Source organism: Bradyrhizobium liaoningense (genome assembly GCF_018130825.1).
Classification (GTDB): domain Bacteria; phylum Pseudomonadota; class Alphaproteobacteria; order Rhizobiales; family Xanthobacteraceae; genus Bradyrhizobium; species Bradyrhizobium liaoningense_B.
Genome location: NZ_JAFCJS010000002.1, coordinates 350,860 through 364,954, shown reverse-complemented (window position 1 = coordinate 364,954; position 14,095 = coordinate 350,860). Strand labels below are relative to the sequence as shown.

The following is a 14,095-nucleotide window of genomic DNA, read 5'->3' as shown; positions in this document are numbered from 1 at the left end:
GTAGCGTCGTCCTCCTCAACGGTCCTGCTGATAACCCTGATTGGTCGTGTTCTGCTTGATGTTGCCCTGGTCTCCCTGCTGGTCCGGATTTTCCGTGCGCTGTTGTCCGCGCGGCGTCTGCTTGGCTGACGTTTGTTTGCTGTCGCCAGTTCCCTTCGGGCTCTGATTGTCGGGCGGAACAGGTGGCATTCGGGTGCTCATGATCCAGACTCCTCGAGAGATGTGGAATCCTTGCGGCACGGAACCTGTTCGTCGCGTGCCGAGGTCCTGATGACAACAGCGACCGCCGAACACCGTTCCTGACTGATCACAGCCGCGACGATTTTCCGAAGGCAGGAAACGTCAGTCTGCCTGTGCGAGGAACGATCAACCACCATTCGCGCAGACGCCGCGACATCTGTTCCCCTGGCCTCTGCCGTAACAGGAAGCTTCGCGATCGCGCGCAGGCCCGGGCGCCTGCGCCAGCGAACCTGCGAGGGATCAATGGCCAGACCAAGTTTCGGCCATCGTTCCAACAGCGCCGCAAGCGCGCAGGCCGCTTCGATCCGCGCGAGTTGATGGCCAAGGCAGAAATGAATTCCCGTCCCGAACGAGATGTGGCGGTTCGGCTTGCGCGCGAGGTCGAGGCGCTCGGGCTGATCGTGCACCGCCGGATCCGTGTTCGCGGCGGCGAGCATGACCATGACGCGATCGCCCTTCTTCAGCCGCACGCCCGCTAGCTCGATGTCCCGCCGCACATAGCGCGGTTTTGAGAACTGCACCGGCGAGACGAACCGCAAAAACTCCTCGACGGCGAGCGCGATGCGGCTGCGGTCTTGCTCCAGCCAGTCGCGCAAGGCCGGATCCTTGAGAAGTTCATAGGCCGAACCGCTGATGAGATGCGTCGTGGTCTCCGAGCCCGCAGCCAGCAGCAGGAACACCATCGAGACCATTTCATCCGGCGTGATCTGGCCGCCCTCGCGCTCGACCTGGACCAGCTCGGCGATCAGGCCCTCGCCGCCCCGTACCCGCGCGATCTGCAACTGCCCTTCGAGATAGCGTCGCATCTTGCGGAACGCGAACAGCAACCGGAAGAAGCTGAGGACATTGGTGAGAGACGACATTGAATTCGCCCAGGCGATGAACCTCGGACGATCGGCGGCCGGCAGGCCCAGCAGCTCGCAGATGACCGCCAGCGGCAGCAGGCGGGCATAGCGCTGGACGAGATCGGCGGGGCCGCCGCCGGCAAACAGCTCGTCGGCAAGACCGTCCGCTATCGCGCGAATGCGCGGCTCCATCGCCACGATGGCACGGCGGCGAAACGCTTCATCGACGATGCTGCGCAGCCGCGTGTGATCCGGCTCGTCCATCGTCAGCATGTTATTGGCGATGGTCTTGACGTATTTCGGCATCCACCAGCGTAGCCCCGCGACCTCGCCATCCTCCTTGCGCAGCGTGAAGGTCGCGCCGTCCTTCAGGACCTCTGCCGTGGCGTCGTGCGTGGTGGTGATCCAGACCTCGCCGACCAGGGGAAAGCGCGTCGCGACCACCGGGCCGGAGGCGCGCAGCATCGCGATCGCCTTGGGCGGATCGCGGAAGAAGGCCTCGCTGGTGAAATCGAGGCGCTGTGCCATGGGATCACCGGAATGGTTGGCGCCTCAACCAGATGGTGTGCGCGCGGCGGCGCGCAAGAGCCGGAACGGGCGGAAGAGAGCCTATCCGCGTCCGGGCGAACGCTGGCCGGTCTTGCGTTGCTGCTGGTTGGTATAGGAGTCCCAATGGCTCCAGCTGCCATTGCTGAGGCTTTGCAGGTCGGTGCCAAGCGGACGCCGCGTGCGCTTGTCGTGATCGGCGATGACGCGCTCGGACTGCGCGATCTTGCGCTTGAGTTCCGCGATCGTCTTCTGGGTCTGGCCGTTCCGCTTCGACGAGGCGATCTCGCCCATCGTGAAGCGCGCGGTCTCCAGCGCCTTCAACTCCGCGCGGTTCTTCTTCAACTGAACCCGGTGCCAGGCGATGTTGCTGTCGCTGTCCGCAACCATGTGGGAACTCCGCTGATTCGGTCCCACATAGTATCGTGCGCCGAATCGGCGCCGCAACGCCCCGGCGGTGGCGAAAATGCGATCTTCTCGCGCAGAAATTCTGGATCTAGAGCCCCCGGAACGGGGCTCTAGATTCTTATTTGGACGCGTTTTCTTTACGCGAACCGGCATCCACTTCGCTCGAAAACGCTTTAGCGCTCGGCAAAAGCCTTTTCGACCACGAACTGGGCCGGCTCGCCGTGGTTGCCTTCGATGAAGCCGCGCTCGCCGAGCAGCACACGGGTATCCGCCACCAGCGCCGGGCTGCCGCAGATCATGACGCGATCATGGGCGGCGTCCAGCACCGGCAGGCCGATATCGGCGAACAGCTTGCCTGAGGTGATAAGGTCGGTGATGCGGCCGCGGTTGCGGAAGGGATCGCGGGTCACGGTCGGGTAGTAGATCAGCTGGCTCTGGATGTACTCGCCGAGAAGCTCATCCTTCGGCAGATGCTCGGTGATCATCTCGCCATAGGCGAGCTCCTTCACATGCCGGCAGCCGTGCAGCAGCACCACCTTCTCGAACCGCTCGTAGGTCTCGGGGTCCTTGATCACGCTCAGGAACGGCGCGAGACCGGTGCCGGTGCCGATGAGGTAGAGGTTGCGGCCCTCTTCCAGGTTGTCGATCACCAGCGTGCCGGTGGCCTTGCGGCTGACGATGATCTCGTCGCCTTCCTTCAAATGCTGGAGGCGCGAGGTCAGCGGTCCATCCGGCACCTTGATCGAGAAGAACTCCAGCGTGTCCTCGTAATTGGCGCTGGCGACGCTGTAGGCCCGCAGCAGCGGCTTCTCGCCGACCTTGAGCCCGATCATGGTGAATTCGCCGTTGCGGAAGCGGAAGGTCGGGCTGCGGGTGGTCTTGAAGGAGAACAGCGTGTCGGTCCAGTGGTGGACGCTCAAAACGCTTTCCTGATTGAAATTGCTCATCTCACCCTTCCGTTTCGCTTCCAATGCGGTTCCGAGGCGGTCAGCTATGCGTCGTTTGTACACGATCATTCGTATACTAATGAATAATCCGGCTTGATCCCGCGGTCAAGGCTGCCCAAGATCGGAAGCGTTGCAGTTAGGAATAAGGAGCCCCTTCCATGGCGCATGACGCACCCCAGGCCACCGGACCCTCGAAGCTGGTGATCCGGAATATCGGCCTGATCCTGTCCGGCGCCCTGGAAAAGCCGATCCTGGACGGCGACACCATCGTCGCCGAGAACGGCAAGATCACCGCGATCGGCCGCTCCAAGGACCTCAATACCGAAGGCGCGACCACCATCGTCGAGGCCAACGGCACCACGGTGGCGCCCGGCCTGATCGACAGCCATGTCCACCCCGTCGCCGGCGACTGGACGCCGCGGCAGAACCAGATCGGCTGGATCGACAGCAATCTGCATGGCGGCGTCACCACCATGATCTCCGCCGGCGAGGTCCATATGCCCGGCCGTCCGCGCGACGTCGTCGGGCTCAAGGCGATGGCGATCTTTGCCCAGCGCGCCTTCTGGAATCTGCGACCGGGCGGCGTAAAGGTTCACGCCGGCGCGCCGGTCATCGAATGCGAGATGGTCGAGGAGGACTTCAAGGAGCTGGCCGCCGCCGGCGTCAAACTGCTCGGCGAGGTCGGCCTCGGCGGCGTCAAGGACGGCCCGACCGCGCGCAAGATGGTCGGCTGGGCCCGCAAATACGGCATCCAGAGCACCATTCACACCGGCGGCCCCTCGATCCCCGGCTCAGGCCTGATCGACAAGGACGTGGTGCTGGAGGCCGACACCGACGTGGTCGGCCACATCAATGGCGGCCACACCGCGCTCCCCGACGACCAGATCCGCTGTATCTGCGAGGGCTGCAAGCGCGGCCTCGAGATCGTTCACAACGGCAACGAGCGCTCGGCCCTGTTCACGCTGCGCATCGCGCGCGAGATGGGCGATCTGCATCGCGTCATCCTCGGCACCGATGCGCCCGCCGGCTCCGGCGTGCAGCCGCTCGGCATCTTGCGCATGGTGTCGATGCTGTCCTCGCTTGGCGAACTGCCGGCCGAGCTCGCGTTCTGCCTTGCCACCGGCAACACCGCGCGGATGCGCCAGCTCGACTGCGGCCTGATCGAGGTCGGCCGTTCCGCCGACTTCGTCATCATGGACAAGGCCCAGCACTCGCCCGGCAAGAACATCCTGGAGAGCGTCCAGCTCGGCGACCTCCCCGGCATCGGCATGACCATCATCGACGGCATCGTGCGCACCCAGCGCAGCCGCAACACCCCGCCCGCCGGCCGGGTGCCGGAGGTGGTGGCGAAGTGACGCAGCCGGAGCGGCGCGCCGCTCCGCATCGTCCCTCGACGGCATTGAACAAGACTGCTGCCTGCTGCGTCTAATGCAGGCAGCCCTCGGCGGCGGCAGTTCCTTGCTGGACCATCGAGGGCAACATGAAGAACTCATCGCGAATAGGCGTCGGCATTGCTGGCGCGGTAGCGGGCTATATCGCGGTCTTTGTGCTGTTCTCCATCCTCGATTTCGGCAACCGCGCGGACCCGATCACATCGGGCCTGTTGGGACTGTTCTTCTACTCTCCCATCGGCGCGATCGCCGGCGCGGTGCTTGCCAGCTGGCTGGTGACGCGTTCGGGCAAGGATAAGGATGCAGGCAATGGCAGCGTCGCGCGCAACAGCCTGAAGTCGCTCGGCGTCGTCGTCCTGCTCTGCGTCGCCGGTATCGGCATCTACATCGCCTACGCCTATGCAACCGCGACGCCCTGGCTCAACCGGAACGGCAACAATCCCCTGCTCGTGTTCGAGGTCCGTTTTCCGGCCGGAGTAAAAGTGCCGGCGACCGCGCAGGGCATCACCATCGAGCTGCAGACCGACCTCAACACCATGCCGGGCGAAGTGACGCCCGCCGCCTTCTATCGCGACGGCGACCAGCCCGTCATCGCAGGCGAGGTCGAGCTGGCGTTTCGCACCTCGCACCGGCAGCTCGCGGTCAACATCCAGGGCCAACCGAGCCGGGTCTATCCGATCGATCTGACGGCCCGGGCGCCGCATACACCGGAATTCGGGACGTGGCGGCGACTCGCTGACGGCAGCGAAATCCGCTACCGCGCCAAATGGCCGGGAAAGACGTAAGCGATCAGCGCTTCTTCGCGATCTCACAACGCACATAGGTCTGGCGTTTGGCCTGTCCGACCGGGCCGTTGTCCATCACCAGCCTGCCGTCCGCCGCGATGGACACCCGGGGATTGGAGCGAAACTTCTCGCCTTCGCCTTCGCAGGCGAGCTTCATTGTCCAGCCAAGCTTGCCGTCGGCGGTGATCTCGCTGGCGCGGCATCGTGTCTCGTACCAATAGAGACGGTTGCCGCCCTCGATGCTCATGCGGTTGGGGCTGTCGTCGTCGCGGCAGTCCTTTTTGGTCGAGGCCCAGAAGCCTTCGTAGGGCTGGGCGGCAAAGGCGGGCACGCATTGGCCCGCGAGTGCCGCGCCAACAGCCAGAACTATCGCAAATTGCGCCGCCGCTCTCATGACGAAGAACCTCGACAAACCCTTCATCGAGGTTAGTCGCTCGTTCCAGCAGCTTGTTCAACTGCCGTAGGGTGGGCAAAGCGAAGCGTGCCCACCAATCTTCGTTAAATGCTGAGATCGTGGGCACGGCGCTTCGCGCCTTTGCCCACCCTACGGCACCGATTTTTACCGCACCTTCCTCACCGCAGCTTGTTCAACAACGCCATCAGCGTCTCGCGTTCCTTGGCGTCGAGCGGCGCCAGTGTCTCGCGGGTGATCGCCAGCGCATTGGGCGCGAGCTTCTCCGCAAGCTGCTGGCCGGCGCGCGTCAGGCTGACCAGCAGGCGGCGGCCGTCCTCGGGATCCTGGCTGGTCTCGGTCAGGCCGCGCGCGGTCAGGCGATCGATCACGCCCTTGATGGTCGCGACGTCCATCGCCGTGAGACGCCCGAGCTGATTCTGCGAGCACGGACCGGTCTCGGCGAGCTTCGACAGCGCCGCCCATTGCGTCGGTGTCAGATTGGTGCCGATGTCGCGGGAGAAGATCGAGCTGTGACGCTGCCAGACCTGACGCAGGATGAAACCGACCTGCTCGTCGAGCACGTAGGGCGGCTTGCTAAGCGCTCTGGCCGGTTTGCCGTTCTTCTTCGCCGCAACGCTTCTCGCCATCCGTCCGCCACCCCTCACAACGACAGATGCGCGTCGCGGATGTCCGGACGCGCGTCGAGCTCGGCCATGGTGCCGCCGAAGCAGATCCGGCCGCGCTCGATGATGTAGGCGCGGTCGGAGATCAGCCGCGCGAAATGCAAATTCTGCTCGGAGACGACGATGCTGACGCCCTCCTTCTTCATGGTCAGGATGGCATCGACCATCTGCTCCACGATCTTCGGCGACAGGCCTTCCGACGGCTCGTCGAGCAGCACCAGCGACGGATTGCCCATCAGCGTGCGCGCGATGGTCAGCATCTGCTGCTCGCCGCCGCTCATGCGGCCGCCGGGTCGGTTCTTCATCTCGCCGAGATTGGGAAACAGCGTGAACAGCTTTTCGCGCGTCCAGTGCGGCGCATTGGGACGCTTCGGCTGCCGGCCAACTTCGAGATTCTCCTCCACCGTCAGGTCGGTGAAGATGCGCCGCTCCTCCGGCACGTAGCCAAGGCCATCGCGCACGATCTCGTGGGTCGGCTTCGCCGAGACGTCCTTGCCCTCGAACATGATGCGGCCGGAGCGCTGCGCCACGAGGCCGACGATCGAGCGGAACGTCGTCGACTTGCCGGCGCCGTTGCGGCCGAGCAGCGCCACCACCTCGCCCTCGCCGACCTCGAAGCCGATGTCGAACAGGATATGCGCCGGACCATAATGGCTGTTGAGGTCTTGCACCGTGAGCTTCATGCCGAGGTCCCCTCGCGATGGCGGGCATCGTAGACGAGGCCCTCGCCGAGATAGACCGCCTGCACCTGCGGATTGCCGCGCACCTCGGCCGGCGAGCCCTCGGCGATCAGCGTGCCGCGGTTGAGCACGATGATGCGGTCGGCATGCTCGAACACCACGTCCATGTCGTGCTCGGTGAAGAGCACGCCGATCGACTTTTCCCGCGCGATCTGCGCCGTCAGCCGCATCAGGTCGACGCGTTCGCGCGGCGCCATGCCTGCGGTCGGCTCGTCCATCAGCAGCAATTTCGGCTGGTTGGCGAGCGCAACCGCGAGCTCGAGCCGCTTGAGGTCGCCATAGGCAAGCTCGCCGCAGGGACGATCGGCGTAGCCGCCCATGCCGACCAGCTCGAGCAGCCGTCCCGCCTCGTTGCGATCGAAATTCGGCGCCGAGCCGAAGAGATTATAGAGCTGCTTGCCGTGCGAGATCAGCGCGACCTGCACGTTCTCCCGCACGGTCATGGTGGCGAAGGTCGCGGTGATCTGGAAGGTGCGCCCCACCCCCATCCGCCAGATCTCGCGCGGCTTCTTGCCGGTGGTCTCCTCGCCGAGCAGGCGGACATGACCACTGTCAGGCTTGTTCTGGCCGTTGAGCATGTCGAAGCAGGTGCTCTTGCCCGCGCCGTTCGGCCCGATCAGCGCCAAAATTTCGCCGGCGCGCAGCGAGAACGAGACGCCGCGCACGGCATGGATGCCGCCATAGGATTTGGTCAGGCCTTCGACCGCGAGAAGTGGGGGTGCAACACTCATTCGGCGGACTCGATCGTCTTGGCAAGCAAGGGGGATCCCGGCGGCGACGACTTCCTGCGGCGCTGCGCCAGCATCTCCAGCATGCCGACGATGCCCTTGGGGAAGACGACGACGATCAGCACGATGAAGCCGCCGAGCACGAGTTTTGAGAGATCGGTCTGGCTGACCAGCCAGATGTTCAGGGCTTTGTAGACGATGGCGCCGATCACCGCGCCCGACACGGTCTCAACGCCGCCGAGCAGCACCATGACCAGCGCGTCGACCGAGAGCGAGATGCCGAGATTGTCGGGGAAGACACTGCCCTTCAGATAGGCGAACAGCGCGCCGCCGATGCCGGCGGTCGTGCCGGCGATCACAAAGGCGGTCCACTGGATGCGCTTGGCGTCGATGCCGATCGCCTCGCTGCGCAGAAGCGAGTCACGCGTGGCCCGCAGCGCGTAGCCGAACGGCGAGAACACCATGACCCGCAGCACGATCGTGACGAGCGCGGCAACGCCGAGTGCCAGCCAATAGAAATTTGACGGGCTCGCGGCCCATTTCTCCGGCCAGACGCCCAGGATGCCGTTGTCGCCGCCCGTCACGCTCACCCATTGGAACGCGATCGACCACACGATCTGCGCAAAGGCGAGCGTCAGCATGGCGAAATAGACGCCGGAGAGCTGCACGGCGAAGAAGCCGAACACGGCCGCGCCCATGCAGCCGAGCAGCGGCCCGAGCAGCAGACAGACGATCATCGGCAGCCCCGCCATCTTGGCGAGGAAGGCGATGCCGTAGGCGCCGAGGCCGAAATAGGCGGCGTGGCCGAAGGATGCGAGCCCGCCGACCGACATCAGGAAATGCAAGGAGACGGCGAAGATCACGAAGATCGCGATCTCCGAGCCGACGGTCAGCGCGTAATTGCCGGCGAACAGCGGCAGCGTCGCCGCGATGACGAGCGCTGCCAGCGAGGCCAGCCGCTCGTTCGACGTCAGCGGCCGCCAGGGATTGACCGTGAGACCCGGCGTCTTGCGCGCGGCGGCCTCCGGCTTGCCGAACAGGCCCCAAGGCCGGACGATCAGCACCACCGCCATCACCAGGAAGACCAGGATGATGGAGATCTTCGGGAAGATCAGGATGCCAAAGGCATTCAATTCCGACACCAGCACCGCCGCAACGAACGCGCCGACGATGCTGCCGAGGCCGCCGATCACGACGACGACGAACACCTCGACGATGATGCGCAGATCCATGGCGTGATGCACGGCATCGCGCGGAATCTGGAGTGCGCCGCCGAGGGCGGCGAGGAAGACGCCGACCGCGAACACCGACGTGAACAGCCATTTCTGGTTGACGCCGAGCGCTGCGACCATGTCGCGGTCCTGCGTCGCCGCGCGTACCAGCACGCCCCAGCGCGTGCGCTGGAACAATAGCCAGAGAATGCCGAGCACGACCGGGCCGAGCACGATCAGGAACAGGTCATAGCTCGGGATGTTCTGGCCGAAGAAATCGATCGCGCCCTTGAAGCCCGGCGCGCGGCGGCCGACGAGATCGTCGGGCCCCCAGATCAGCACGACGAGGTCCTCGACCATCAGGGTCAGGCCGAAGGTCGCGAGCAGCTGGAACAGTTCGGGCGCATGATAGATGCGGCGCAGCAGCACCATCTCGACGATGACGCCGATCAGCGCCACGGCGAGCGCCGCCAGCACGATGCTGCCCCAGAAGCCGAACGCGCCGGAGAGGCGCTCGGTCAGCGTGAAGGCGATATAGGCGCCGATCATGTAGAAGGCGCCGTGCGCGAAATTCACGATCCGGGTCACGCCGAAGATGATCGACAGGCCCGACGCCACCAGGAACAGCGACGCTGCGCTGGCGAGACCGGTCAGAAACTGTACGACGTAAAAGGCCATCTTCGGTCCGGGTTAGGTGAAGTCGTAGGGTGGGTTAGCGAAGCGTAACCCACCACCTCTTCTCGTGTGGCACCGAAAGTGGTGGGTTACGCCTTCGGCTAACCCACCCTACGGCAGCGGAGACTAATCCTTCGGCCGCAGCTTCTCGACTTCCGCGTCGCTGGGCAGATAGTCAGCGCCCTTCTTATAGGTGGAATCCACCATCACGCCCTTGCCGTCCTTCAGCGCGGTCTTGCCGACGTAAGCACCAAGCGTCGACTGGTGGTCGATCTTGCGGAAGGTGATCTCACCGAACGGCGACGGCATGGAGAGGCCCTCCGCCGCGACGATCAGCTTTTCCGGATCAGTCGAGCCGGCCTTCGCCAGGATCGCTGCCGCCGACTTGATGGTCTGGTAACCGACGATCGAGCCGAGGCGCGGATAGTCGTTGTACTTGGCCTGGTAGGCCTTCAGGAACGCATCGTGCTCGGGCGTCTTGATCGAGTACCAGGGATAGCCGGTGACGATCCAGCCCTCCGGCGTCTCGTCCTTGAGCGGATCGAGATATTCGGGCTCGCCGGTCAGGAACGACACCACCTCGCGTCCCTTGAACAGCCCGCGGGTGTTGCCTTCGCGCACGAGCTTGACGAGGTCGGCGCCGAAGGTGACGTTGAGGATCGCCTCGGGATTGGCCGCGGCAACCGCCTGCACCACCGGGCCCGCATCGATCTTGCCCTGCGGCGGCCACTGCTCGTCGACCCACTGGATGTCAGGGCGCTTCTCCGACATCAGCTTCTTGAACACGGCAACCGCCGACTGGCCGTATTCATAGTTCGGCGCGATCGTCGCCCAGCGTTTTGCGGGCAGCTTGCTGGCGGCCTCCACCAGCATCGCGGCCTGCATGTAGTTGGAGGGGCGCAGGCGGAACGTATACTTGTTGCCCTTGGACCAGGTCACCGCGTCCGTCAGCGGCTCGGCCGCGAGGAAGAACACCTTCTTCTGGTTGGCGAAGTCCGAGACCGCAAGACCGATGTTCGACAGGAACGTGCCCGCGAGCATCGCGACGCCCTCGCTCGAGACCAGCTCGTTGGCGGCGGTCTGCGCGTCGGCCGGCTTGCCGCCATCATCCTTGGAGATGACGACGAGCTTCTTGCCGTTGATGCCGCCGGCCGCGTTGATCTCTTCCACCGCGAGCTGCCAGCCCTTGCGATAGGGCTCGGTGAATGCCGGCAGCAGCGAATAGCTGTTGATTTCGCCGATCTTGATGTCCTGCGCCATGGCCGACTGGGCCATGCCGCCCGCCAGAAGCGCGAAGGCCGCGCCCACAAAATAGTTTCTCGCTCGCATCCCAACCTCCAGTTTTGAACTCTCTACGTCTTCAGCGCGATCTTGTCGGGAAAGCTGTGCCCGCCTCCCCGGTTCAAACCCTATCTCAGGCCGTCTTCGCCCTTGACTTCAGCAACCGTCAGCCCGCCCACGCGCGGCAGCGGACGGCCGCTGTCGGTGACGGCGACCGCGACCATGATCTCGTTGGCGCGCGGCGCGTCGTTGATCTGCACCTCCATGCCGTCGAAATGGCTGCGCACGAAGGCGGCGTCCTTGTGCCCCAGCGGAATGTCGAGCGTCGTGCCCGGCCCGCTGCGCTTCTTCGACGACGGGATCAGCGCCGCGCCCTTGCCCAACACCTTGCGGACCGGCGCGCCCATCTTGGGGTGAAGGATGGCGGCGGCATGCTCGAGCTCACCGTTCTCGCCGACGGCTGCGGCCTTGCCATAACTCTGCGCCTTCGCGCCTTCGATGCCGAGCGCCGCCACCGCGCGCTTCGACAGGAGCTCGCCGAGCTCCTCGCCGATCGCGATCAGCGGCGAGAGATCCTCGACATACTTCCCGGCAAACGGGTTTTCGATCACGGCGATCGCCGCGGCACGCCGGGTCGGCGGCGAGACCTGGCGGCCCATCTCCATCTGCGTCTCTTCGACGACGGTGACGATCTTGCGGATGATCGCGCTCATGTTTCGCTTCCCTGTTCAGGCATCGACCGCGTTCTCCAGCACGAGCGGGCGCGTTCGTTGCTCTTCTATATCCTTAGGTCCGATGACAAGCATATCACCACAAAGCCGCAGCACGGCACCCTCGATCAGTCCGCGATCGAACAATTGCCGTGCACATTCCGCGCCAGATTCCAGCGCGGCCGCGATCTCGTCTTGCGACAATTCACCGACGCCGCGGGTGACGAGACGCCCGCCGAGGTCGCTGTCGGGCTGAAGCTCGTTCGCGGGCGTCCGGATGATGGCGGGATGCCCGGGCAGATCGACGGCATTGGCGATGACAGTCGCGGCCGCATCGGCCTGCGATGCCGTCGCCGCGAGCACCGTCACCGCGTCGGCAATGCCGAGCGAAAAGCTGCGGCCGTGACGGCCGCTGGTCGCGATGCCGCACACGGGTTCATCTGAATCGACCCTCAGGGTCCGCATCACGCCGTCGCGGTCCGGCCGATCCATCAGGCCGACGGCAAAATGCTCGCCCTTGCCGAGATGCAGCGCGATGTCGCCGCCATTGTTGACGTAAGCCCGGTCAAGGGACGCGACAGCCAGCATCGCGCCAAGAATCTCTTCCGCCACACTGCCGGCTACTGCCGCCATTGGGGTGATGAAGCAGTCGGCGGCATAAGGTGCAACAGCGGCGTGCATGCGCCGCGCAACGACGCCCTTCAAGGACGTTCGCGTCCCAGCGGCCGCCCGCAGTTCCGGCAGTTCCGCGCAAAGCTCGTCGAGAAGTCCGGTGAACCGCTGCGCTGCCGCCTCATAGGCCGCACGCACTGCGTCCGCGCGCCCCCTCGCCTCCACGATCAGATCAATCGGTCCATCCTGCAAATGCAGCCGCCGGCCATCAGACAGCAATGCGATTTGCGGGAGCCGTGTCATGCCCGCGGTCCCGGAATCGGGTTCTGCCAGGGCAACTGGCGGACATCGTCGCCGTTCTGCACCTCGGAGAGCGGCTTCACATAATCCATGTGCCCGCCGAGCGCGGCATAATCCGTCAGCTTCATCGTGAACTCGATCGGCGCGACCAGCGCCGGCGTCGGCACGTAGCCGAACGCGCCCGAAGGCATCTGCGTCACGTCGACCATGTAGGTGATGCCGCCGCCCGGCCAGACATAGACCGGCGCGCCGCCGCTGGTGACGCGCGTCAGCGCATCCTTCACCGAACGGGTGAGCCGCACCGGATTGTCGGTGACGCCGGCGCGCAGCGAGCCGCCCGCGCCCGCCATGAACAGCACCGTGCACAATGCCGGCTCGCAATTCTCCTGGATACGCTCGACGGAGAACTTGAGGTCGGCAGGCATCTCGGTCTCGACCGGGTTCAAGGACTCGTCGAGCACGTAATAGGACGAATGCTCGCCGGTCGTGGACACCATCAGCATGGTCAACCCGGCCTTCGCCTCCTTCTTGTCGAACGGCCCGAGGATCGAGAGCGGATCGGAAATGTTGGTGCCGCCCCACCCCGTGCCGGGATCGGCGACCTGGAAGTAGCGGCCGGGCGTCGAGCGACGGCCCTTCATCTTGATTCCGGTGTCGGCGATGTCGAGCAGCTTGCCAGCCTGGTGCTCCGAGAGCACGCCGGTGATGTGGTCGTCGACCACGACGACCTCGTCGACCTTGCCGTGCCATTGCTTGGCGAACATGCCGATCGTCGCCGAGCCGCAGCCGACCCGCATGCGCTCTTCCTTCACGCCGTTGACGATCGGCGGCTGGCCGGCCTGCACCACAACGCTCGCGCCGCCATCGATGGTCAGTTCCACCGCCTTGCAATTGGCGAGGTCCATCAGCGTATCGCAGGTGACGCGGCCCTCCTTCTTGGAGCCGCCGGTGAGATGATGCACGCCGCCGAGCGACAGCATCTGCGAGCCGTATTCGCTGGTGGTGACGTGGCCGACCGCCTCGCCCTGCGCGCGCACGGTCGCGGTTTCGGGCCCGAGATAGCGGTCGGTGTCGATCTTCACCTTGATGCCGCAATAGGAGAAGATGCCCTCGGTGACCACGGTCACCATGTCGACGCCGTCCACTTCCGCGGAGACGATGAACGGCGCCGGCTTGTAGTCGGGATAGGTCGTGCCCGCGCCGATCGCGGTGACGAAGGTCGAAGGCTCGTGGACGATCTTGCCGTCCCAGTCTTCCGTGCGGCTGAACGGAACGAGCTTGCCGCCATGCGAGACGGTGCGCTCCAGGATCACATGCGGATCGACGCGGACGAGCTTGCCGTCGTGATTGGCATAGCGGTCGCAGGCGCCCGCCGCGCCCGGCTTGATGTAGCACATCACCGGACAGGCATCGCAGCGGATCTTGTCGGTGGCAGCGCTCGTTGTTTCCATCACCATGTCAGGCCAGCGGAGACGTCGTTATCATTCGTATACGAACGATGTTGCGCGCGGTCCCCCGGCGCTGTCAAGCGGCGGTGCAGCGCAAAAGATGTGGCTGCTGCATAAAACCTCATTTGCCTATCGGCTCTGTCCACAAAGA

Annotated in this window: 15 protein-coding genes; 2 read left to right on the top strand and 13 right to left on the bottom strand. The window is 64.9% G+C overall.

Going from position 1 to position 14,095, the window contains the following annotated elements:
• Positions 1-15 precede the first annotated feature (15 nt).
• The 4 genes from JQ603_RS10190 to JQ603_RS10175 form a co-directional block, all read right to left on the bottom strand.
• The gene (locus tag JQ603_RS10190) at positions 16-201 is read right to left on the bottom strand and encodes a hypothetical protein (RefSeq protein ID WP_035667252.1); all 186 of its coding nucleotides are present in this window, start codon (positions 199-201) and stop codon (positions 16-18) included.
• Entirely contained in the window at positions 198-1,613 is a 1,416-nt protein-coding gene (locus tag JQ603_RS10185) for a cytochrome P450 (RefSeq protein ID WP_212338969.1), read from the bottom strand. Before JQ603_RS10185 ends, JQ603_RS10190 begins: the two co-directional genes overlap by 4 nt.
• An 81-nt stretch (positions 1,614-1,694) precedes the next feature.
• Entirely contained in the window at positions 1,695-2,021 is a 327-nt protein-coding gene (locus tag JQ603_RS10180) for a hypothetical protein (RefSeq protein WP_211409262.1), read from the bottom strand.
• A 191-nt stretch (positions 2,022-2,212) separates the two neighbouring features.
• Entirely contained in the window at positions 2,213-2,986 is a 774-nt protein-coding gene (locus JQ603_RS10175) for a ferredoxin--NADP reductase (RefSeq protein ID WP_212338968.1), read from the bottom strand.
• Positions 2,987-3,144: 158 nt separating this feature from the next.
• Between JQ603_RS10175 and JQ603_RS10170 the strand changes: the two genes are divergently transcribed.
• Positions 3,145-4,341 (top strand): amidohydrolase family protein, encoded by a 1,197-nt coding sequence (locus JQ603_RS10170; RefSeq protein ID WP_212338966.1) that lies wholly within the window; start codon positions 3,145-3,147, stop codon positions 4,339-4,341.
• A 125-nt stretch (positions 4,342-4,466) separates the two neighbouring features.
• Complete coding sequence (locus tag JQ603_RS10165; protein WP_212338964.1) at positions 4,467-5,162, top strand: hypothetical protein; 696 nt, start codon at positions 4,467-4,469, stop codon at positions 5,160-5,162.
• Between the two features lie 4 nt (positions 5,163-5,166).
• Here JQ603_RS10165 and JQ603_RS10160 read toward each other — a convergent pair whose 3' ends face one another.
• The 9 genes from JQ603_RS10160 to JQ603_RS10120 form a co-directional block, all read right to left on the bottom strand.
• Positions 5,167-5,556 carry a hypothetical protein gene (locus JQ603_RS10160; protein WP_212339969.1) on the bottom strand — a complete coding sequence of 130 codons (390 nt, stop codon included), beginning with the start codon at positions 5,554-5,556 and terminating at the stop codon, positions 5,167-5,169.
• 179 nt (positions 5,557-5,735) lie between these two features.
• Positions 5,736-6,203, bottom strand: a complete 468-nt coding sequence (locus tag JQ603_RS10155) for a MarR family winged helix-turn-helix transcriptional regulator (RefSeq protein WP_018645580.1) — start codon at positions 6,201-6,203, stop codon at positions 5,736-5,738.
• 14 nt (positions 6,204-6,217) lie between these two features.
• On the bottom strand, positions 6,218-6,922 hold the full coding sequence (locus JQ603_RS10150) for an ABC transporter ATP-binding protein (protein ID WP_211409258.1): 705 nt from the start codon (positions 6,920-6,922) through the stop codon (positions 6,218-6,220).
• Positions 6,919-7,710 carry an ABC transporter ATP-binding protein gene (locus JQ603_RS10145; RefSeq protein ID WP_212338961.1) on the bottom strand — a complete coding sequence of 264 codons (792 nt, stop codon included), beginning with the start codon at positions 7,708-7,710 and terminating at the stop codon, positions 6,919-6,921. The genes JQ603_RS10150 and JQ603_RS10145 overlap by 4 nt, the downstream gene beginning before the upstream one ends.
• Entirely contained in the window at positions 7,707-9,596 is a 1,890-nt protein-coding gene (locus JQ603_RS10140; protein WP_212338959.1) for an ABC transporter permease, read from the bottom strand. Before JQ603_RS10140 ends, JQ603_RS10145 begins: the two co-directional genes overlap by 4 nt.
• Positions 9,597-9,719: 123 nt before the next feature.
• The gene (locus JQ603_RS10135; protein ID WP_212338957.1) at positions 9,720-10,922 is read right to left on the bottom strand and encodes an ABC transporter substrate-binding protein; all 1,203 of its coding nucleotides are present in this window, start codon (positions 10,920-10,922) and stop codon (positions 9,720-9,722) included.
• Positions 10,923-11,002: 80 nt separating this feature from the next.
• Positions 11,003-11,587 (bottom strand): amino acid synthesis family protein, encoded by a 585-nt coding sequence (locus JQ603_RS10130; RefSeq protein WP_018645575.1) that lies wholly within the window; start codon positions 11,585-11,587, stop codon positions 11,003-11,005.
• A gap of 15 nt (positions 11,588-11,602) precedes the next feature.
• On the bottom strand, positions 11,603-12,499 hold the full coding sequence (locus JQ603_RS10125) for a UPF0280 family protein (RefSeq protein ID WP_212338954.1): 897 nt from the start codon (positions 12,497-12,499) through the stop codon (positions 11,603-11,605).
• Positions 12,496-13,953, bottom strand: a complete 1,458-nt coding sequence (locus JQ603_RS10120) for a 6-hydroxynicotinate reductase (protein WP_212338951.1) — start codon at positions 13,951-13,953, stop codon at positions 12,496-12,498. Before JQ603_RS10120 ends, JQ603_RS10125 begins: the two co-directional genes overlap by 4 nt.
• Between the last annotated feature and the right edge of the window lie 142 nt (positions 13,954-14,095).